Annotated in this window: 16 protein-coding genes; 8 read left to right on the top strand and 8 right to left on the bottom strand. The window is 68.3% G+C overall.

Annotated features, from left to right (window positions below):
* Positions 1 to 17 precede the first annotated feature (17 nt).
* From proS to JRI60_RS06205, 7 genes are all read left to right on the top strand, one after another.
* Entirely contained in the window at positions 18 to 1,451 is a 1,434-nt protein-coding gene (gene proS / locus JRI60_RS06235; RefSeq protein ID WP_204224937.1) for a proline--tRNA ligase, read from the top strand.
* 258 nt (positions 1,452 to 1,709) lie between these two features.
* The gene (locus tag JRI60_RS06230) at positions 1,710 to 2,018 is read left to right on the top strand and encodes a hypothetical protein (RefSeq protein WP_204224936.1); all 309 of its coding nucleotides are present in this window, start codon (positions 1,710 to 1,712) and stop codon (positions 2,016 to 2,018) included.
* 102 nt (positions 2,019 to 2,120) lie between these two features.
* The gene (locus JRI60_RS06225; RefSeq protein WP_204224935.1) at positions 2,121 to 5,627 is read left to right on the top strand and encodes a S8 family serine peptidase; all 3,507 of its coding nucleotides are present in this window, start codon (positions 2,121 to 2,123) and stop codon (positions 5,625 to 5,627) included.
* Between the two features lie 112 nt (positions 5,628 to 5,739).
* Positions 5,740 to 6,273: a metal-dependent hydrolase gene (locus JRI60_RS06220; protein ID WP_204224934.1), complete on the top strand. Its 534-nt coding sequence runs from the start codon at positions 5,740 to 5,742 to the stop codon at positions 6,271 to 6,273.
* A gap of 6 nt (positions 6,274 to 6,279) precedes the next feature.
* Entirely contained in the window at positions 6,280 to 6,858 is a 579-nt protein-coding gene (gene thpR, locus JRI60_RS06215) for an RNA 2',3'-cyclic phosphodiesterase (RefSeq protein ID WP_204224933.1), read from the top strand.
* A gap of 82 nt (positions 6,859 to 6,940) precedes the next feature.
* Complete coding sequence (locus JRI60_RS06210) at positions 6,941 to 7,561, top strand: YiiX/YebB-like N1pC/P60 family cysteine hydrolase (RefSeq protein ID WP_204224932.1); 621 nt, start codon at positions 6,941 to 6,943, stop codon at positions 7,559 to 7,561.
* A gap of 29 nt (positions 7,562 to 7,590) precedes the next feature.
* Positions 7,591 to 9,903 carry a putative metal-binding motif-containing protein gene (locus tag JRI60_RS06205; RefSeq protein ID WP_204224931.1) on the top strand — a complete coding sequence of 771 codons (2,313 nt, stop codon included), beginning with the start codon at positions 7,591 to 7,593 and terminating at the stop codon, positions 9,901 to 9,903.
* Between the two features lie 10 nt (positions 9,904 to 9,913).
* Here JRI60_RS06205 and JRI60_RS06200 read toward each other — a convergent pair whose 3' ends face one another.
* From JRI60_RS06200 to JRI60_RS06190, 3 genes are all read right to left on the bottom strand, one after another.
* On the bottom strand, positions 9,914 to 10,687 hold the full coding sequence (locus JRI60_RS06200; RefSeq protein WP_204224930.1) for a methyltransferase domain-containing protein: 774 nt from the start codon (positions 10,685 to 10,687) through the stop codon (positions 9,914 to 9,916).
* Between the two features lie 176 nt (positions 10,688 to 10,863).
* Positions 10,864 to 11,586 carry a hypothetical protein gene (locus tag JRI60_RS06195; protein WP_204224929.1) on the bottom strand — a complete coding sequence of 241 codons (723 nt, stop codon included), beginning with the start codon at positions 11,584 to 11,586 and terminating at the stop codon, positions 10,864 to 10,866.
* 120 nt (positions 11,587 to 11,706) lie between these two features.
* Positions 11,707 to 13,866 carry a PQQ-binding-like beta-propeller repeat protein gene (locus JRI60_RS06190; RefSeq protein ID WP_204228762.1) on the bottom strand — a complete coding sequence of 720 codons (2,160 nt, stop codon included), beginning with the start codon at positions 13,864 to 13,866 and terminating at the stop codon, positions 11,707 to 11,709.
* 140 nt (positions 13,867 to 14,006) lie between these two features.
* On the opposite strand from JRI60_RS06190, the gene JRI60_RS06185 reads away from it, so the two are divergent.
* Positions 14,007 to 15,032, top strand: coding sequence for a hypothetical protein (locus tag JRI60_RS06185; protein ID WP_204224928.1), 1,026 nt, complete (start codon positions 14,007 to 14,009; stop codon positions 15,030 to 15,032).
* A gap of 20 nt (positions 15,033 to 15,052) precedes the next feature.
* Here the strand turns inward: JRI60_RS06185 and JRI60_RS06180 are convergent, their stop codons facing one another.
* The 5 genes from JRI60_RS06180 to JRI60_RS06160 form a co-directional block, all read right to left on the bottom strand.
* The gene (locus JRI60_RS06180) at positions 15,053 to 16,945 is read right to left on the bottom strand and encodes a serine/threonine protein kinase (RefSeq protein ID WP_204224927.1); all 1,893 of its coding nucleotides are present in this window, start codon (positions 16,943 to 16,945) and stop codon (positions 15,053 to 15,055) included.
* On the bottom strand, positions 16,942 to 17,787 hold the full coding sequence (locus JRI60_RS06175) for a DUF2381 family protein (protein WP_204224926.1): 846 nt from the start codon (positions 17,785 to 17,787) through the stop codon (positions 16,942 to 16,944). The genes JRI60_RS06180 and JRI60_RS06175 overlap by 4 nt, the downstream gene beginning before the upstream one ends.
* Before the next feature lie 134 nt (positions 17,788 to 17,921).
* Positions 17,922 to 18,677 carry an ABC transporter ATP-binding protein gene (locus tag JRI60_RS06170; protein ID WP_204224925.1) on the bottom strand — a complete coding sequence of 252 codons (756 nt, stop codon included), beginning with the start codon at positions 18,675 to 18,677 and terminating at the stop codon, positions 17,922 to 17,924.
* Complete coding sequence (locus tag JRI60_RS06165; RefSeq protein ID WP_204224924.1) at positions 18,674 to 19,525, bottom strand: ABC transporter ATP-binding protein; 852 nt, start codon at positions 19,523 to 19,525, stop codon at positions 18,674 to 18,676. Before JRI60_RS06165 ends, JRI60_RS06170 begins: the two co-directional genes overlap by 4 nt.
* The gene (locus JRI60_RS06160; protein WP_204224923.1) at positions 19,525 to 20,592 is read right to left on the bottom strand and encodes a branched-chain amino acid ABC transporter permease; all 1,068 of its coding nucleotides are present in this window, start codon (positions 20,590 to 20,592) and stop codon (positions 19,525 to 19,527) included. Before JRI60_RS06160 ends, JRI60_RS06165 begins: the two co-directional genes overlap by 1 nt.
* Positions 20,593 to 20,600: the final 8 nt, after the last annotated feature.

The raw sequence follows: 20,600 nt of genomic DNA, 5'->3' as shown, positions 1-20,600 counted from the left end.
CGAAGGATTCCGAGCAGATGGCCGAGAAGCTGGCACCGCGCGAGAAGGGCTTTTCCGAGTGGTACGTGGACCTGGTCCAGAAGGCGAAGCTCGCCGACTACTCGGACGTGAAGGGCTGCATGGTCATCCGGCCCAATGGCTATGCCATCTGGGAGAACATGCAGCGCGTCCTGGACAAGATGTTCAAGGACCTGGGGCACAAGAACGCCTACTTCCCGCTGCTCATCCCCGAGAGCTACCTGAAGAAGGAAGCCGAGCACGTCGAGGGCTTCAACCCGCAGTTGGCGGTGGTGACGCACGCGGGCGGGGCCAAGCTGGAGGAGCCCTACGTCATCCGGCCCACGTCGGAAACCATCATCAACCGCAGCTTCGCCAAGTGGATCCAGAGCTACCGGGACTTGCCGCTGCTCATCAACCAGTGGGCGAACGTGATGCGCTGGGAGATGCGCACGCGGCTGTTCCTGCGCACCACCGAGTTCCTCTGGCAGGAGGGTCACACCTGCCACGAGACGGAGGACGACGCGGAGAAGGAGACGCTGCAGATGCTGGAGGTCTACCGGAAGTTCGCCGAGGACTACATGGCGATGCCGGTGATGACGGGGCGCAAGACGGAGTCGGAGAAGTTCGCCGGCGCGCTGCGCACCTACAGCATCGAGGCGATGATGCAGGACAAGAAGGCGCTGCAGGCGGGCACGAGCCACAACCTGGGGCAGAACTTCGCCAAGGCCTTCGACACGATGTTCCAGGGTCGGGACGGCAAGCAGCACCACGTGTGGCAGACGTCGTGGGGCGTGTCGACGCGCCTCATTGGCGGTCTGATCATGACGCACTCGGATGACGCGGGGCTCATCGTGCCGCCGAGGCTGGCGCCGACGCACGTGGTGGTGATTCCCATCGCGGGCAAGGCGACGGAGGCGGAGAAGACGCAGGTGTTGGAGAAGACGCACGCGCTGGCGGCGGACCTGAGGAAGGCGGGCCTGAGCGTGGTGGTGGACGACGACGACACGAAGAGCCCGGGCTTCAAGTACAACGAGCACGAGCTGGTGGGCACGTGCCTGCGTGTGGAGCTGGGGCCGAAGGATCTGGCGAAGGGCTCGTGCGTGATGGTGCGGCGGGATGCGCGGCAGAAGGAGTTCATCCAGCTGGACCAGGCGGTGGGGAAGGCGCAGGAGATGCTGGAGCAGATGCAGAAGTCGCTGTTCGAGAAGGCGAAGAGCTTCCGGGACTCGCACACCTTCGAGGTGAACAGCTACGAGGAGATGAAGGAGAAGGCGGACGCGGGGTTCCTGTTGGCGCACTGGAACGGGGACGCGAAGGTGGAGGCGCGGATCAAGGAGGAGACGGGGCTGACGACGCGCAACCGTCCGTTCGCGCTGAAGCAGGAGGCGGGCAAGTGCGTGGTGACGGGCGAGCCGTCGCCGGGCCGGATCGTCTTCTCGAAGGCGTATTAAGGAGCGACCCCCAAGGAACGACCACCCCTCTCCCGCTGGGAGAGGGACGGGGTGAGGGTATCGAGTCCCTCGGGTTCCGAGCACCCTCTCCCTCTGGGAGAGGGCCGGGGTGAGGGTCTACGCCCCCCTGGCCCCTCTGTGCGCCACCGTGCGCCCGGGCCGGCTCCACCCTGGCCCGTGAGCCGGAGGCGGATGAGATTCACGAAGGCCATCCACGCGAGGCGGCGAGCCGCATCGAGCCGCAAGAGGACATCAGCCGTGCGAATCCTTGCCCGATGCCTGTTGGCGGTCGTCCTGGGTCTTCCCCTGCTCACCGGCTGCAATGCCGAGCCAGAGCCGGGCAACAACACACCGATCGACGAGACGCCCACGGAGGACGGGACCGCGAAGACCTGCACCTACAACACGGTGGAGTACCCGGAGGGCTACGTCTTCGGAAGCACCGGAGGAGTGGCCCGGTGCACGAGCAGGGTCAACGGGGTCTGCGATTTCGGGCCGTTGGCGGGCAAGTCATGCGCGGCCAGTACGGATTGCCAAGCGATCTGCGCCAACGGAGAGTGGCGGTAGCGCGGTAATTTTCCACCAGGGCTGCTTTATTTCCAGGGTCTCATACTTCTACACTCCTCGCCGCCGCTGACGGCCCCGTCCGGCGACGAAGGAGAGAAACACGTGAAGACCCGCCCTACCCCGAGGAGGCTCCGCAGGGGCTCCCGGCTGCTGTCCACGCTCGTGCTCATGGCCCACTCCGCGTCGGCGGCGCCGTCCGAGGCGCGCCGGATTCCGGAGCCACCGCAGGCGCTGAGAGAGCAGCTCTCGGCGTTCGAGCTCGGCTCCAGCGAGCCGGTGTCCGTCATCGTGAAGCTGGCGTCGGAGCCGGTGGCGGCGCATGCGGCGGCCTACAAGAACCGGGGCCAGGCCATCGCGGAGGGGGCGCGGCGAGCGCAGCGGGAGAAGGTCCGGGGCGAGCGAGGGCGCATCATCGGCGAGCTGGCGCGACTGGGGCTCAAGGGCGGTCCGCGCCACGTGTACGAGGAGGCGCTCAACGGCTTCGCCCTCAGGGTGCCCGCGGACCAGCTGGCGCTGATCGCCTCGCTGCCCGGGGTGGTGGGCATCTATCCCGACGCGGAGGTGGTGAGGGAGCAGGGGCTGAAGGAGGACACGGACGCGCCGGCGCCCGCGCCCGAGCTCACCGAGAGCGTGCCAGCCATTGGCGCACCGGCCCTCTGGGCGCGGGGCTACCGGGGCGAGGGCATGCTGGTGGCCATCCTGGATGACGGAGTGGACTACACCCACCCGGACCTGGGCGGGTGCCTGGGCGCGGGGTGCAAGGTGCAGGGGGGCTATGACTTCGTGGACCTCGACGCGGATCCACAGGAGGCCCCGGAGGACTACCACGGCACGCACGTGGCGGCGACGGCGGCGGGCCTCAAGGGCGTGGCGCCCGGGGCGAAGCTGCTGGCCATCCGGGTGCTGGGCACGAGCACCAGCGGGAAGTCGAGCAACCTGTCGGCGGTGATGGCGGGCCTGGACTACGCGGTGGCCCAGGGTGCGGACGTGGCCAACATGAGCCTCGGACTGGGCACCACGTATGCACAGGCCAACAACCTCTGGGGCGAGATGGTGGCCAACGCCGTCCGCGCGGGCGTCGTGGTCACCAACTCCAACGGCAACAACGGGCCGGGCACGTACACCACGGGCGTGTATGCGGCCACGCCGGACACCATTGGCGTGGGCAACTCGGACGCGCGAGCGGCGCGCTACCCGCGCACGACCCTGGCGGCCACGGGCGAGGCGCTGCTGGGCGGCTCCTACGGCACGTCCTTCCCGGCGTCGCTGCTCGGCACCCACCTGCAGGTGGTGGACGTGGGCTATGGCAACGCGCCCTCGGACTACGCGGGCAAGAGCGTGGTGGGCAAGCTCGTCATCGCCCAGCGTGGCGGGACGGGGGACGTGTCCTTCGTCAACAAGGCCAACCAGGCGGCGGCGGCCGGGGCCGCGGGCATCCTCCTTTATAACGACGCCGCCCGCGCCACGGACTTCACCACCGCCGCCCTGGGGCTGCCGAGCTTCACACTGTCCTACGCCAACGGGCGCAAGGTGCTCGCCAACCCGCTCGTCGTCGTCAACGACTTCAACCCGGGCCCGCAGATGAACTCGGGCAGCTCGCGCGGGCCCACGCCGGATCTCCTCATGAAGCCGGACGTCAGCGCGCCCGGCACCGCCATCGTCGCCGCGGTGCCCTTCGCCATCAGCGCCACCGGCTACGCGTCCCTCTCCGGCACCTCGATGGCGTCCCCGCACATCGCCGGCTCGGCGGCGCTGCTGAGGCAGGCGCACCCCGAGTGGACGCCCCTCCAGGTGAAGACCGCGCTGATGAACACCGCCGGGAACCTCGCCACGCTGACGGGTGACAGCTACCGCACCATCGAGCAGGGCTCGGGCTTCGTGGACCTGTCCCGGGCCCTCGCGCCCGCCGTCTCCATCGCGCCGGGGAGCCTCAGCTTCGGCATGCTGACGCCGGAGGGTGGATACAGCGCCACGCGCACGCTCACCGTCACCCCGAGGGCCGCTGGCCGCGGCTACCAGGTGCGGGCGGAGCTGCTCAAGAGCTGGCCCGGCGTGACGGCGGCGTCGAGCGTCACCCAGGTGAGCACGGACGGGAGCGCGGTGGAGGTGGGCCTGTCGGTCTCGGTGGACCCCGCGGTGGCCGCCGCGGGCGAGTACGAGGGCTACCTGCGCTTCACCAACACCGAGGACCCGAGCGACAGCTACCGGGTGCCGTTCTTCTTCGTGCACCGGCTGCCGGTGAGCGAGCTGCGGCTGGCGGACCTCTTCATCGGGACGCAGGCCAACGGCCGCGAGTCGGTGGACGTGAGCTTCAAGGTGGGCCAGCCGCTGGCGGACTGGTACCTGGGCTCGATGGCGGGGACGCGCTACACGGCGAACCAGGGGCCAGCGCAGCCCGGGAGCCGGACGTACCGGTGGAACGGCCGGACCAGCGCGGGCCTGCTGCTGGCGGAGGGCAACTGGAACATGGGCGTGTGGTACCGGCTGCCGGGCACCACGACGTTCACCTTCGGCACCACGTACACCCGCTTCTTCGTGGACCGCACCGCGCCGCTGCTCGCCATCGACGCGCCGGCGCCCGGAGTGGTGTCCAACCCGCGGCTTGCCCTCACGGGCGCGGTGGCGGACAGCGGGATGTACACCTGGGGCGACGTGGGCGGACGGGTGGACATCAACGGCCAGCCCGCGGACCTCTTCCTGCGAGCCCCCGCGCTGAGCTTCCCCGAGCAGAACAGCGAGCTCGCCTTCGGCCACGAGCTCACCCTGCGTGAGGGGATGAACACCGTCACCCTCTACGCCGAGGACCGCTCAGGCAACCGGAGCGCGGTGACGTACACCTATGAGCTCCGGCTGGACACCCGGGGGCCGGTGACGGTGGCCACGGCCTCGCCGGGGCCGAATGGCTTCGGCTGGAACAACGGGAGCGTGACGGTGGGGCTCGCCGCCACGGACACGGACGGCTCGGGGGTGAGCGGGTTGGACTACGGGCTCGCGGGTGCTCCGCTGGTGAGCGTGGCGGGCGCGTCCGCCCAGGTGCGGCTGGAGTCCGAGGGCATCCAGACCCTCGAGTTCCGCGCCGTGGACCAGGCGGGGAACGTGGAGCCGACGAAGTCGCTGGGGGTCCGCATCGACCGCACGGCCCCGGCCCTGGGGGTGAGCGGCGAGGGCAGCTACACGGTGGAGCAGACGGTGGCCGTGAGCTGCACGGCGGCGGACGCGCTCTCCGGGCTGGACCTGGATCCGTGCGGCGCTCCGGTGGTGAGCGAGGCCGCGTGGAACCTCCCGCTCGGCACGAGCACCTTCCCGCTGCTCGCGAGCGACCGGGCGGGCAACGTGACGAGCAGGCAGGTGAGCGTGACGGTGCGGGCGACCTTCGACTCGCTCCGTGCGTTGACGAGCCGCTTGCTGGAGGGCGCGGCGCCGGGCCAGGCGAACAGCCTGGGGGCGAAGCTGGATGCGGCGAAGAGCGCCTCGGAGCGGGGCAACACCACCGCGGCGAACCACCAGCTCGCCGCCTACCGGCACCAGGTGGAGGCGCAGTCGGGCAAGGCCCTCACGGCCGAGCAGGCGGCGACGCTGAGCCGGCTGGCCGAGGCGCTGACGCACTAGCCGTCCGAAGCAGGGCACGTCGCGGGGGGAGGTAGCGCCTGCTCCCCCCGCGCCATCCCCCCACTCCGCGAGCATTCTCCAGACGGAGGGCCGGTGTATCCTCGGCAATCACATGGCGAGCTTCGGTCACGTGGCGGTGGGAATGGCATTGGGACGCATCGGCGCGGGAGCTGCGCCGCCGAGGCGTGTGGCCGCCAGCATGCTGCTGATGTCCGCGCTGGCGATGCTGCCGGACGCGGACGTCATCGCCTTCAAGCTGAGGATTCCCTACGGAGCGGAGTGGGGACACCGCGGGGCGTCGCACTCGCTCGTCCTGGCGGTGGTGACGGCGCTGGTGGTGGCGGCGGGGGCACGCGCGACCCGGAGGCCGGCGCTGAAGGCGGGGCTGCTCACCCTCGTGGCCGTGGGGAGCCACGGCCTGCTGGACGCGATGACCACGGGAGGCCTGGGTGCGGCGATCCTCTGGCCCTTCACCCAGGCCCGCTACTTCTTCCCGATGCGCCCCATCCCCGTGGCCCCCATTGGAGCGGGAATGCTCTCCGCGCGAGGCCTGCACGTGGTGATGGTGGAAGCACTCCTGTTCCTGCCCTTCTGGGCCTATGCGCTGTGGCCGCGCCGCCGGGTGGCGCGTCCCGTGGAGGGATGAACCGGTATGCGCCTCTTCGTCGCCGTCACGCTCGGGGAAGCGATCGAGTCCAGGGCCACGGCCGCCATCCCGCGCCTCAAGGGACTGGCACGCCACGCGCGGTGGGTGCCTCCGACGAACCTGCACCTCACCCTGCACTTCCTCGGGGAGGTGGAGGCGGAGCGACTGCCCGAGGTGAAGGAAGCCCTCGCGCCGGTGGGCCCGGTTCACGAACCGCTGACGCTGACCGTCGAGGGAGGGGGCTGCTTCGGAGCGCCGTCACACCCGAGGGTGCTCTGGGCGGGAGTGGGAGGAGACACGAAGGCGCTGGGAGCGCTGCAAGCGGACGTGGTGGACGTGCTGAGGCCGCTGGGCTTCGAGCCCGAGCACCGCGACTACGCGGCGCACCTGACACTGGCGCGTTCGAAGGTCCCGAGGGGAGACCGGGAGCTGGCCGAGTGCGTGCGTGCACTCCGGGACGAGAAGTGGGGAGAAACACGGGTGGACCGGCTGATCCTCTTCGAGAGCCTGGGGGGCAAGTACCACCCGCGAGCCGAGTTCCCGCTGGGACAAGTCCCCTCTCCCTCTGGGAGAGGGTTAGGGTGAGGGTCTTCCCCAAGCCCGTGGCATCCACACTGCACTGAGAACCGGCGGGCGCGGGACTCGCGCCCGAAAGGACCGGGTATCCATGCGTTGGCCGATGCTGTCGCTCCTGGCTCTGTCGCTCCTGGCCCACACCGCGGGCGCGGGGCCACGGGAGCTGGAGGAAACACTGAAGACGGGGGACCTCGTCTTCCACACGTCGCGCTCGAGGCAGTCGGAGGCCATCCGGGCGGCGACGGACAGTCCGCTGTCGCACGTGGGGCTGGTGGAGGTGACACCGGCGGGGGTGTTCGTGGTGGAGGCGGTGCAGCCAGTACAACGGGTGGCATTCGCGAAGTGGAAGGCGCGCGGGGTGGGAGGCCACGTCCTGGTGCTGCGACCCGAGCAGCTCCCCGAGAACAAGCGGGTGGAGGCCGTGGCGGAGGCGAAGCGGCACCTGGGCAAACCCTACGACTGGCGCTTCGGCTGGGGGGACGAGGCGCTGTACTGCTCGGAGCTGGCGCGCAAGGCGTACACGAAGGCGGCGGGGGTGGACTACGGGAAGATGGAGCGGCTGGGCACACTCAACGTGAAGAAGCTGGGACCAGCGCTGAGGGAGCGCTACGGCGGGACGGTGCCGCTGGAGCTGGAGCTCATCACGCCCGCGAGCCTCGCGGCCGACGAGCGCCTGAAGGTGGTGCACTCGGACTTCCCGGGCATCCGTTGAAGCCGGGAATGCGGGCATAATGGGAGGCCATGCCCGCGCGTCTCCTGCTCCTCCTTGGCCTGTTGGCCCTCACCGGTTGTCGAAACAAGAACGAGGGAGCGGTGAAGCTGACCGTCTCCTATTCCGGCTTCAAGCCCGGCTGCCTGCGGGTGAGCGTGAGGGATGCGGAGGGGGCGGGAGAGGAGCGCAAGACGGAGTTCCTCCCGAACAAGGGCGACGTCACGGGCGGCACGGTGACGGTGGCGGCCTTCCGGGAGGCCGGATGGAGCAACAGCCTGACCGTGAAGGCCGAGGCCTTCGAGAAGGCGTGCACGACGGAGTCGCCGCCGGTGGCCACCGACACCAGGACGGTGACGGTGGACAAGGACCAGATAGCCGAGGAGACGCTGGCGCTGGCGGCCAGCGACGGGGACGGGGATGGCTACGTGTCCTCGAGCAACCCGGGCGGCAGCGACTGCGACGACGCGGAACCCGACGTGCACCCTGGCGCGCAGGAGCTCTGCAACGACAGGGATGACAACTGCGACAAGCAACAGGACGAGGAACGCTTCGAGCTGGGCGACCTGTGTGACGCCCCCGATGGCTGCCAGGGCGCGTGGGCCTGTGGCACCCAGGGCACACGCACCTGCCTGGCCAACAAGACGGGCCAGTGGCATCCCGATGGAGACGGAGACGGAGACGGCGCGAGGGGCCCGGGCATGACGGCGTGCAAGCCGCCCGCCGGCTACGTGGCCAACGACTTCGACTGCGACGACACCAACCCGCGGCGCAACACGAAGGCCTCCGAGCTGTGCAACGACGTGGACGACAACTGCGACGACAAGAAGGACGAGGGGCTCGGCCTGGGGAACGACTGCACGGGCCTGGCGGGATGCACGGGCAAGCTCGCCTGCGCCACGGATGGAGGCACGCTGTGCAACAGCCCCACGCCCACCGTGCTGTACCCGGACAACGACCAGGACACCCGGGGCGCGGCGGACGCGGGCGTGACGAACTGCGGCCCCACCCGCGCCGGCCACGTCGACAACGCGAACGATTGCGACGACACCCGGGCCAACGTGTACGTCGGCGCGCCGGAGATCTGCGACGGGCAGGACAACGACTGCGACGGGACGCTAGACGAGAGCTTCAACGTGGACGGGGGCTGCACGGGACTGGGCTGCACGGGGGTGACGGCGTGCGCGGCGGACGGAGGCACGCAGTGCAACTACGTCACCCAGCCCTCGACGTACTACCCGGATGACGACCTCGACGAGTACGGCAAGCAGGACGCGGGCGTGCTGACCTGCGCGCCGGACGCGGGCTACATCCTCCAGGCGGGCGACTGCAACGACGGCAACCCGTTCACGCACGCGACCGCGGCGGAGCTGTGCGACCGGGAGGACAACGACTGCGACGGAGCCGCCGAGGCCCCGGGGGTCTGTCCGAGCAACCCTCCCGTGTGGAGCTCGACGACCCTGGGAGACACCTCCAAGGATTGGTACACGGTGAAGGAGTGGGGAGACGGGGGGTTCTGGATCGCGGGCGAGAGCGGCCGGCGCGCCAGGATGCTCCCGGGCGAGACCAGCTTCACGTACCAGAACGCCAACTGCTCGGCCAACTGGTACTCCCTGTGGGTCGACGAGGCGACGGGACGCCTCTACCTGGGAGGAGGCTCGGGCAAGCTGGGCATCCAGGAGCGGGACAGCAGCTCCTGCACGGTGGATCCGCCGGCGGCCGGAGACAGCACGACTCGAGGCCTGGTGGGCAGGACCCTGGATGGAGGGGGAGTGGAGATACTGGGCGTGGGTTCCAACGCCGGCGTCTCCGACGGACGCGCGTTCGGCTGGGATGGTGGCGTGGCCAACCAGACCGTCACGCCCGTCACCGGCTTCCCTTTCCTGGATGCCCATGGCCTCGCGACCACACCGATCTTCATCGTGGGAGGCCCGGTGAGTACGCCGCGCATCCTCCAGCACATCCCTCCTTCGGACTGGAAGGAAGTCACGGTTCCGACGACGGGCACGAACGGTCTGAATGCCGTCTGGGCGGTCAACCCGAAGCTCGCCTTCGCCGTGGGCGAGAACCGGACCGTGCTGCAATGGAACGGACAGACCTGGAGCAAGCACCCGGTGACGTTGGACAAGGCCGCCACGGATGAGGACCTGCACGGAGTGATCGCCTTTGGCGGCAATGCGCTCTACGTCGTCTCCAACAAGGGCAATGTCTTCTACTTCGACGGAAAGACCTGGGAGAAGGCACACACGGTGTCCGGCAAAGTGCTCAATGACATCGCGGGCACGGGACCGGACAACCTGTGGATCGTCGGCAGCGGGGGCTCCATCACGCACTGGCCGCAGTGAGCGCGGCCGCTCAGGAGGCGGAGGGGCGCAACGCCACGACGAAGCGCCTGCGGAACAGGAAGGGCGTGCCGTGCGAGGCGGCCGGGTAGGCCTGGCGCAGGAGGGGCCGGAGGGTGTCGAGGAAGGCCTCGCCCTCCGAGGGGCCCAGGGCCAAGAGCACCGGCCTCAGGGTCGTGCCGAGCAACCACTGAAGCACGGCGTCCTCGCCCGGGAGCACGTGGAGGTACGCCGTCTCCCAGGCATCCACGGCGAGGCCGAGCGCTGACAGGTGAGCCTCGTAGAAGGCGAGCGACTCGGCGTGTCCGCGGCGCACGGAGGCGAGCGCGGGAGCGAACCGGGGGAGCGCGCGCACCTCGTCGATGAGCCGGTGCGAGGGCTCCTCGAAGTTGGCGGGCACCTGGAAGGCGAGCACGCCGCCTGGCGCGATCAGCCCCACCAGCCGGGACAGCAGGGCGGCATGGTCGGGCAGCCAGTGGAGGGCGGCATTGGAGACGAGCACGTCGAGCGGCGCGGAGGGGGCCCAGCGCGCGAGGTCGGCGAGCTCGAAGCGGACGCGCTCGGGGGCGGGGCGGCGAAGCGCCTCGGAGACCATGGCCTCGGAGGAGTCGACGCCGAGCACGCGGGAGCCGGGCCAACGTTCAGCGAGGGTGAGGGTGAGGTCGCCCGTGCCACACCCGAGGTCGGCGACGAGTGCGGGAGCGGAAGCGGGCACGCGGGCGAGCAGCTCGAAGAAGGGGCGCTTGCGAGCGTCGCGGAAGTGCGCGTACTGCAGGGGGTCCCACATGAAGTGCCTCCACGAGTCCTGGTCGCGCGAGGCAGCCCCGCGCGTTGCCGCGGGATGAGATGACGCGAGGCCCCAGCCGGAGACAGCGAACCGGCCAGAGCGAAACGCCCGGGGACGAGACGACCGTACCGGGTGACCGGGGCACGCGAAAGCGGAGCGAGCCCCGGGAGGAGGAACTACTTGCGCGGCGTCGCGGTACCGGCGTCCGTGGTGCCAGTGCCCGCGTCGGAGGCCGGGGAGCCGGCATCGGAGGCGGGGGAGCCACCGTCAGCGGCGGCGCCGGCGGCGGAGCCCGGGCCGATGGCGGGAGGCGGGTTGATCAGCTCGAGCGAGGTGAGGAAGTCATCGGCGGCGGGAGCGCCGATGCTGGGGTTGTAGAGGACGAGGAGGGTGTAGAGGCGGGGGCCGACGAGGAAGTTGCGGGCCTTGACCTCACCGGCGTCGGAGGAGACGACGAAGGACTTGCCGGGGTAGCCCTGGACGGTGACGTCCTCCTCGGACTTGATGGTGCCCTTGAGCTGGTTGACGAGGCCGTTCTTGCCCTCGTTGAGGAAGGCGGAGGCGGGGTTGGCGGCGACGACCTTCTCGGGGTAGTCGGCGGTGCTGATGGAGTAGAGGACGCCATCGACGTTGGAGGTCCAGGCGGCGGTGGTCACCTTGCCGCCGGGGATGGCGACCTCGCCGCGCTGGGCCTGGGGCTCACCGGGAATCATCACGGAGAAGTTCTCGGGAGGAGAGAGCTTCTGGAGCTGGGGCTTGGCGCGCTCGACGGGGGTGCTCTCGCTGGCGGAGACCTCCTCGACGGAGGAGGAACCGGTGGCGCCCTCCTTGGTGGCGCAGGCGGCGCCGAGGAGCGAGAGGGTGACGAGGGCGGCGAGCAATCGGGACAGCGATGACATATGTGCGAGTCCTGAAGGTGGTGGGTGAACGGACCAGCGGCGGACCCTAGACGAGTCCGCCGCCGGTCGCTACGTCCGAGTACGGAGAGAGGTGGCTAGGGCGAGAAACCGTCCGTCATCTCACGGGCACGAGGAGATAGGGGTATTCGGGTTGCCGGTGTTGCGAGCGTCATGCTGGTACTTGGGCCACGGCGCATCCGGGTCGAGACCTGGGCTGTCGACGACGAAGGCGTACAGCTTGCCATCAATCGAGGGAACATACAGTACGCCGTGAGGCGCAGAGACAGCAGTGCCATCGGGACTACGGGCGCAATCGAGTGTCGGCGATGCGTTGGTACGGCCTACGCTATCACTAAGCCTCCATACATTGGTCAGATTGGTCGCATTCCAGGCAGATACTTCACCAACGCCGACCACAGAACCTGTGTAGGAAGCAGTGTAGAATATCCCCTGTTTCCCCAGCACTGGAGCTGCCGGGAAACTGCCCGCATTCGTCGCGGTAGCACGAGGATCTGTCGCAAGAAGATTGATGGACGTCATGTCCGCGCGTCCTGAAGAAACTTCACGACCGAAGAAGAGCTGGTTTCCGGCGCCAATGGACATATTACGAACGGGGGTGGACTGTGTGAACGGGTCCGGATACTTCCAAAGCCCGGAGCCATCAGTCTCAAGGAAGGAAAATACTCCTCCTGACTGCGGTGCAATCAGTCCTCCAGCTCCGACGACCCTATTACCAGTCGCGAAGCCCAGCCCAGTAATCAGAGTGCCAATCGTCGGTGCAGCGAAACCAGCCTTGGCTGCCCAGCCAGAACTACCCGAGAACTGGTAGCTCCAAACCTTGGTATCCAGAGCGCTAAAGTAAGCATCCGAGCCCTTTACTATGATGCTAGCGCCTGGCTGGCTGCTTTGACTTGCATTCAGCAGATCGGTCCTGCACAGGCGTGAGCCTATGGCCTCAGGCCGAAGAGAAATCAGTGCGTCACCATTTCCCAGCGCAATAGCTGTCTCAAGAGGAGCGCTCTCGTTGTCGAACCTTGTGCTCGCAATCGCAACGGACGCCAAAATCTCACCAGATGCATTGCCACCTGGGCACCTCGTCGACACGCCACCATCTGCGCCCAAGGCATAAAGCACCCCGCCACTGCTGCTGTTGGCTCCGACGTACACCAACTCAGTGCCTGCGGAAAACGCCCCCAAAGCAGGACTCCCCACCACCTTGCCCAATGAGGTTTCCCATTTCTTCGTACCCTCGGGGTTGAGAGCAAACACCTTTCCATTGGAATCACTCGTACCAAAGTAGATAGTGCCCAATTGACCGACTGCGGGTGTCGCTTCGATTGACCCAGATGCCCCATTGAATGACCACTTCCAGCGTGTCACCGGGATAGTTCCCGTCAACATGCGCTCATTGCCCAACTGGTCCTTCGCCGTCACCTCGACAGTGAAATTCCCACGGAAGTCGGGCAGTCCAGGTCGCCATAGAGGAATATCAACGGTTCCGCAAAACAACCTGCCACAAGGAGTCACAGGGGCGAGTGATAGATCTGTCACGGATGCTCCGCCACCATGTCCACGCACAACCACGCGCAGGCTGCTCGGATCCAAGTCCGCCGAATCAGACTCCACTCGTATCGTTACAGTTTGATCCCTACGCCACGCTGTCACAGCCATGGGATCAGCGTAGGCAAAGCCACCATCCGGAACGCCCGCATCCGCCGCAGGCACTATGACCGTGAAGGAAGGCGGAGTCGCATCCACCGTCAGATGAACCGTGGTGCTCGGGCTACCACCATCCGGATACGCCGCAGTCAGGAGGAACACTCCATCTCCGGCTGGCGGTGTCCACTGAGCGGTGTAGACGCCCGCGTTTCCCGGGACCGCGCTCAGCGAACCGCCCGTTCCGCCGTCGCTCCGAACCACGCTGAAGCTCAGGGTCTCAGGGAATTTCAGCTCGAACGTAGGGTCCGCAACCAACTCCGCCCGCACCGCGACCACGCCTCCACCCACCAGGCCACCGTCACCCGGCGTCACCACCAGCCCCGTGTACCTCGGCACGCAGCCGTTCGACTTCGTACACGCCTGATACGGCGCACACGCCGGATCGCACTGGTCGCCACTGACTTCCTTGCTACCCGCGTAGCAGAGATTCACCCGCAGATCGCAGAGGCCATCGCCACCGTTCGCCTGACAATCAGCGTCCGTCGTGCACGTCCGAGCCGGTACGGTACATCCCGAGAGCGCCCCCAGCAGCAGCACCGTTGCGAGGACCTTGCGCAGCATCACAGTCACCTCTCCAAACCCTTTGACGGCCCAAGCCTGGGGGATAGCATGGTGCCCCTACTCACGGAAGCGAGCCATCCCCCGGGTCTCCCCTCGCTTCCTGCTTCCGCGTACGACCTGTCCTTCTCGAGGAGTCCACCGTGAAACAGTCTCCCTCCTCGCGACCCACCCTGCTCCTCACGCTCGGCCTGCTGCTCGCCCCAGCGGCCCGGGCCCAGACCGACCTCGTCGCCCTGCACCCGTGCGCCATCGTCGGCGAGAAGGACAAGAACACCGTCCAGGACCTCCAGGCCACCTGCGCCACGGAGATCGCCCGCAGCGACGTGCAGCTCGTGTCCTCCGACCAGGTCCGCGCCTTCCTCGACAAGGACAAGGACGCCAAGAGCTCCAAGAACCCTTCCAACTCGTGCACGCACGCCAGGAAGCCCACCGAGTGTCTCGGCAGGCTCGCCGCCGCCACCCAGGCCAGCCGCGCTGTCCTCATCACTGTCATCCCTGGCCAGCTCACGCGCGTCTCCGGGCTCGTGGTGGACCCCAAGGGCGAGGTGCTCGACCAGAAGAGCATTCAGATCCGCAGCCGGGGTCAGCCCCAGGTGGAGCTCGTCCGCACCGCCATCTCCCGCCTGCGCGAGCAACTCAGCATCGTCCCCGTGAAGATCGCGCCGCTCGTCGAGCAGCCACCGGCTCCCGCTCCGCTCGCGACGACTCCCCCACCCGCCCAGTCCACCCCGGGCACGGCGCAGGCCGAGACCGCTCCCGCCCCACAACCCGCTCCGCCCGACGCCATCGCCGTGAAGCAGGAGGGCCCCAGCCTCTGGCGCAACTGGAAGCGCCCCGTGGCCTACGGCGCCGCGGGCGCGGGGGTCGTGGCGCTCGGGCTCGCGGGCTACTTCGCCATCGCCGGCAACAACGCGATGATCGAATCCAACAAGCCCTACGCGAACAACCAATTCCCCGCCCAGAACGAACTGGATGGCATCGTCGAGTTGCGCAAGGAGGCCAGCAGCAAGCGCACCATCGCGGGCGTGAGCGCCGCCGTGGGCGCCGCGCTCGCGGGCGCGGGTGTGTACCTCTGGCTCAACGACCGGCAGGCCTCGGCCACACCGGGGACCGCGGCCCTCTCGGCGGGCCCTGGTGGCGTGAGCGTCCACGTCCTCCTGCCCTGAGGCCCTGGGGCGAGAGCCCGCTATTCGAAGTGGTCGACCGCGACGACGACAAACTTCTTGGGCATGTTCAAGGTCCCGGGCGGACTGGGCTCCCACAATCGGGGCCACCCCTGGGGTCCATCACCCGTCCCGAACGCGAAGCACACGGGGACGATTTCTCCAGTTGGCAACTTCGCCCGGTCGTAGTGGGCGACGATGTACTTGCCGCGCGTCCACAAGTAGCCGTACAGCAGAGTGCCCAGAGGCAGGTACCCCGAGAATCCCTCGAGACTCATGGCGGTCTCGCTCACGAGGGGGCCCTCTCGGAAGTTCGACACATCTGAGTACTCTCCGGGCTGATTGACATCGACATGCACTTGCATGGGGTTATCCAAGGGAACCCTCAGCCTCTCCATGCTGGCAAGCGCCTCCTTCGGACACTCCCGCCGTGGAGGCTGTGCCGGAACTCCCGCACAAGCCGAGAGAACCAGACCCGCCGCGAGCGCCGCGGCACACCTCTCCAACGGATGAGCACCTTCCTTCACGCTGGAGCTGTCCTCGGCTTCCTGCCGCGGCAGGTCGCTACGAGCCTTCTGGGTATTCACGGGTGGACCTTCCTTCATCGGAGACCTCCAGGAATCAGTACATGACGCTCCTGACTCACGGATAGACCACACCAGACCCGAAAGACATACGACAGCCAACATCACCCATGCGGCCTTCTTACCCGGTCGCTTGCGCTCGGGCCGCGATGAAGCGGCCGGTGCTGGCTCGGTGGGAGTGGGAATGGGAGGTCGCTTGCGCAACGCCCGACTCTTCCTCCACTGCCACCGGAGCTCACGCGCACGCGCGGCGGCATGCATGAGCTCCGCTTCGTGCCCGGGTGCGATGGGTCCCCGAATCCCCGCCTTTTCCGTCGACCGCGAGTGCGTGGAGGGACCCTCGTCCCACTGGAAGAGCCATTCGTCCCACCGATCGTCTCCATCCGCCAGGGCGGCCTGAAGGGCCGTGTAGACCGCTCGGGCGCTTCCACCCCGCTCCTCCGGCTGCTTGGACAACAGGCGCATGACCAGGTCGCTGACGGAACCCGGTACCCGAGGGTTGAGCAGCACCGGCGCGGAGGGCTGTGTCTGCTCGATTCTCTCGTACAGCAAGGGCCGGGGGAGCGCGGGCGAGAAGGGATATTCGTCCGTCAGCAGCCGGTAGAGGATGACTCCCAGCGCGTAGAGTTCGTCCGCGAGTGTGAAGCAGTACCGGGCCTGCCCCTGCTCCGCCAGAAGGAAGCGTACCGCCTCCGGGCTGCGATAATGCGCGGTGCCCGGAGGCAGTCCCGCACCCGTGAGGGTGGCGGCTCCCTCATGATCGCCCACACCGAAATCCAGCAGCACCGGCTGATCGTCCCGCTCACGAACGAGGATGTTTTCGCCCTTCAGGTCCCGATGGAACACCCCCGCTCCGTGCACGGCCTCCAGCGCCAACGTCAGTGAGCACACCCGGTCCACCACCTCTCGCGCCGTCCGGTTGCGCTGAGCCGACCACTCGTAGAGGTTCGGACCTGGAACGAATTCCAACACCAGGTAGGGCACGCCCTGGTACTCGCCCTGCCCGAAGCAACGCACCACCCCCGGGTGCACGACCCGGCGCAGGATTTCCGCCTCACGGAGCAGCCTTTGTCTCGCCTGCGGATCCTCGTACGGCGTCCGGCCCACGGCCAGCTTCAGCGCCACGGGTTCCAACAAGCCTCCGGCCGATTCCGGCCGTGTGTCCTCCGAGAGGTACACCACCCCATAACCCCCCTGCCCCAACCACCGAGAGATGCGCCAGGGACCCACGCACATCCCCGCCGACACCCAGCGCGGAAATGCCTCGCCCACGGGCAGCACGTCCTCGCCCGAGCTCACGGTCGACGCCGAAGAGGAGGACTTGCCATTCATTGCGGCCCTGCCCATTCCAGCCGAAAGCCTCGCCCTGATTCATGCTCCCGTACTTCCAAATGGAACACCCCTGTTTTCAATGGCCACTCCACGAATACCCAATCGCGCTCTCCCGGCATGAGCCGGGGAACGCGCATCCGCGCGGACAGTGCCACCGGCTTCGGGCCGAGCACCTCGCTCGCCAACCACACCACCCGGGGTTCCCACGGAGGCGCTCCCCCGGGATTGTTGACGGGAATGGCGACAACCCGCTGCACTCCCAGCTCGTACATCCAGGGCACTCCCGCTTCCACGCCCAGAGGGAAGGTGCTGGCGTGGAGCACTCTCCCATCGAGCCGCTTTCCCAGAACCCACGTACCCGCCAGCAATTGATGCATCAACGTCGGCGGCTCACCCGGCTCCGCCGGCCCCACCGCCCGCGTGAGCTTCTCCGAGAGCGCCACCCGCACCTCCGTGTCCACCTCGGACGGGTGCGGCACGAGCATCAACACGGCCCGTGTCACCGTACGGCCTCGGGTGAAGGTCACCCACAGCGCTACCCGCTCCCCCTCGGCCAGCTCCCGCACGGGCTCGAGCACCGCCACCCGCCCCTGCGCGCCCAGCACGCGGACGCGCTCGGCGTCTTCCACCTCCACGGCGCCGGGTGCCACGTCCACATCGAAGACCACCGTGGTGAGGTAGTCCGGGTGGACCCGCAGCTCCCCCGACTCGCCAGGGCCCTCGCGCAGCACCACCTGTCGCGCCTTCGTCACCCGCGCCGCCACCGGCCCGGGCCGCGCCCATGCCGCTGACGCCACGAGCGTCACCAGCACCAGCGCCATCCGGAGAAGAGTAGCGAGCACGTGACCTCCCTGGTCAACAATGCTAGCAGTCTTTTCCGGTCGGGTCAGCGCATGTGGCTCGGGCGGGGAGGCCACATACCCTCACCCCAGCCCTCTCCCAGAGGGAGAGGGGGCATACACAGGACGCAACCCGGTTACTCGCCCAGGTAGGCCTTGCGGATCTCCGGGCTGTCCAACAACGCCTTGCCCGCTCCCGCCATCACCACCTCGCCCGTCTCCAGCACGTAGCCGTAATGGGCGAAGTTCAGTGCCAGGTGCGCGTTCTGCTCCACCAGCAGGATGCTCACCCCCGCCGCGTTCACGTCCCTCAGGTTGCGGAAGATCGTCTCCGTCACCTGCGGCGCCAGTCCCAGCGAGGGCTCGTCCAGCAACAGCAGCTTCGGCCGGCTCAGCAGCGCCCGGGCGATCGCCAGCATCTGCTGCTCTCCTCCCGACAGCGTCCCCGCCAGCTGCTTCCGCCGGTCCTTCAGTCGCGGGAAGAGCGCGTAGCTCTTCTCCAGGTCCGCCGCGATGCCGTCCGCGTCGTTGCGCAGGTACGCACCCAGCTCCAGGTTCTCCAGCACCGTCAGGTTCGGGAACACACCCCGGCCCTCGGGCGCATGCGCCATACCGCGCGGCACCAGGGTGTGCGCCTTCGCTCCCGTGGTGTCCTCGCCCGCGAACGAGATGCGCCCGCCCACCGGCTTGAGCATCCCGCTCACCGCTCGCAGCGTGCTCGTCTTCCCCGCTCCGTTGGCGCCAATGAGCGCCACCACCTCGCCCTTGCCCACCTTCAGCGTCACGCCCCGGAGCGCCTGGATGGCCCCGTACGACACCTTCACGTCGTTCACCGCCAGCAACGGCGGGAACTCCTGGCGCTCGCCCAGCAGCTTCACCTGAGCCTCGTTCACGCCGCCCCTCCCTGCGACTCCAGGTAGCTGTCTCCCAGGTACGCCTCGATGACCTTCCGGTCGCTGCGCACCTCGGCCGGTGCTCCCCGGGCGATCGTCTCGCCGTGGTCCAGCACCGTGATCTTCTCGCAGATGCCCATCACGAGCTTCATGTCGTGCTCGATGACCAGGATGCCCAGGTTGAAGTCGTCCCGGAGCTTGCGGATCAGCACCATCAGGTCCGCCTTCTCCCGGGTGTTCATGCCCGCCGCCGGCTCGTCCAGCAGCAGCACCTTGGGCCGCGTCCCCAGCGCGCGGGCGATCTCCAGCCGCCGCTGCTCGCCGTAGGGCAGGTTGCGCGCCTCCTCGTTACGCCGGTGCCCCAGCCCCATCACCTCCAGCAGGCGCTCGGCCTGCTCGGTGAGCTCGCGCTCCTCGGCCTGGAAGCCCGGCGTCAACAGCATCGCCCGCCACCAGTCGCGGTAGTTGCCCATCGCCCCGCGGAACTTCGCCCCCAGCCCCACGCCCTCGGGGTTCAGCGCCCCCTGCGCCCGGCACGCCACCTTCACGTTGTCCAGCGCCGTCAGCGCCCGGAACAGGCGGATGTTCTGGAAGGTGCGCGCCAGTCCCAGGTGGTTGATCTGATGCGGCAGCCACCCGTTCACCCGCTGCCCGCTCACGCGCACCTCGCCCTGGGTGGGCTGGTACACGCCGGTCAGCACGTTGAACGCCGTCGTCTTGCCCGCGCCGTTGGGGCCGATGAGGCCCTGCAGGTCTCCCTTGTGGATGGCGAGATTGAAGTCCGAGAGCGCCTTGAGGCCCCCGAACTGGATGCTCACCCCCACCGCCTCGAGCAGTGGCCCGCTCATCACATCCCCTTCCGGCGGCGCGGAATCCACCGAGGCAGGATCTCCCAGATTTCCCTCGTGCCGAACAGACCCTGCGGCCGTGCCAGCATCAGCGCCACCAGCAGCATGCCGTACACGGGCATGCGGATCTGATCGACCTTCTGCGCCAGGCTCCCCTCCGCCCCGAAGGCGGTGAAGGCCGAGCGCAGCCCCTCGGGCAGCAGCGTGAGGAACACCGCCGCCACGATGGCGCCCGTCGTCGAGCCCAGTCCGCCCAGCACCACCATCACGACGATCTCCATCGACTTCACGAAGGTGAAGGAGCCGGGGTTGATGATGGGGACGAAGTGCGCGAACAGTCCGCCCGCCACGCCCGCGAAGAAGGAGGAGATGACGAAGGCGCGCACCTTGTAGCCCGTGGTGTTGACGCCCATGGCCTCGGCGGCCACCTCGTCCTCGCGGATGGCCCACAGGCTGCGGCCATGGCTGGAGGCGGCGATGCGGCGCGCCACCAGCACCACCAGGAACACCCAGAAGCCCACCATGGCCACCGAGGACGTCTGCGGAATCCCGCTCAGCCCCAGCGCCTTGCCGAAGGCCTCGGTGTTCTGCACCGCCACGCGGATGATCTCCCCGAAGCCCAGCGTCACGATGGCCAGGTAGTCACCGCGCAGGCGCAGCGAGGGCAGGCCCACCAGGAAGCCGCAGATGGCCGCGGCGATACCGCCCGCCAGCAGCGTCACCACCAGGATCACCTGGTCGCTCGCCGCCACCGGCAGGAACGAGATGGCCACGTCCTTGAGCGCCAGCGACGTCACGCCGGAGAGGTAGGCCCCCACCGCCATGAAGCCCGCGTGGCCAATGGAGAACTGCCCCGTCATCCCGTTCACGATGTTGAGGCTCACCGCGAGGATGATGTTCACCCCCATGATGGACAACAGGTAGGTGGCGAAGGGCGAGTTGCTCAGCAGCCACTCCAGCAGGAGCAGCACCGGCAGGGCCACCAACAGGGGGAAGATGCCCCGGAGCGGGGCGGGAATCCCAGAGGGCTTCCCGGAACCAGAAGAGACGGCAGCGGCGGTATGCATGCGCGGCG

The organism is Archangium violaceum (genome assembly GCF_016887565.1).
In the GTDB taxonomy this organism is placed as follows: Bacteria; Myxococcota; Myxococcia; order Myxococcales; family Myxococcaceae; genus Archangium; species Archangium violaceum_B.
This window is presented reverse-complemented; position numbering and strand designations above follow the sequence as displayed.

What these genes read in the sequence shown, in the direction of transcription:
- proS (WP_204224937.1), top strand. Translation starts at nt 18, where the DNA reads ATGGCCGAGAAGCTGGCACCGCGCGAGAAGGGCTTTTCCGAGTGGTAC.
- JRI60_RS06220 (WP_204224934.1), top strand. Translation starts at nt 5,740, where the DNA reads ATGGCGAGCTTCGGTCACGTGGCGGTGGGAATGGCATTGGGACGCATC.
- thpR (WP_204224933.1), top strand. Translation starts at nt 6,280, where the DNA reads ATGCGCCTCTTCGTCGCCGTCACGCTCGGGGAAGCGATCGAGTCCAGG.
- JRI60_RS06210 (WP_204224932.1), top strand. Translation starts at nt 6,941, where the DNA reads ATGCGTTGGCCGATGCTGTCGCTCCTGGCTCTGTCGCTCCTGGCCCAC.
- JRI60_RS06205 (WP_204224931.1), top strand. Translation starts at nt 7,591, where the DNA reads ATGCCCGCGCGTCTCCTGCTCCTCCTTGGCCTGTTGGCCCTCACCGGT.
- JRI60_RS06200 (WP_204224930.1), bottom strand. Translation starts at nt 10,687, where the DNA reads ATGTGGGACCCCCTGCAGTACGCGCACTTCCGCGACGCTCGCAAGCGC.
- JRI60_RS06195 (WP_204224929.1), bottom strand. Translation starts at nt 11,586, where the DNA reads ATGTCATCGCTGTCCCGATTGCTCGCCGCCCTCGTCACCCTCTCGCTC.
- JRI60_RS06190 (WP_204228762.1), bottom strand. Translation starts at nt 13,866, where the DNA reads ATGCTGCGCAAGGTCCTCGCAACGGTGCTGCTGCTGGGGGCGCTCTCG.
- JRI60_RS06180 (WP_204224927.1), bottom strand. Translation starts at nt 16,945, where the DNA reads ATGAATGGCAAGTCCTCCTCTTCGGCGTCGACCGTGAGCTCGGGCGAG.
- JRI60_RS06165 (WP_204224924.1), bottom strand. Translation starts at nt 19,525, where the DNA reads ATGAGCGGGCCACTGCTCGAGGCGGTGGGGGTGAGCATCCAGTTCGGG.
- JRI60_RS06160 (WP_204224923.1), bottom strand. Translation starts at nt 20,592, where the DNA reads ATGCATACCGCCGCTGCCGTCTCTTCTGGTTCCGGGAAGCCCTCTGGG.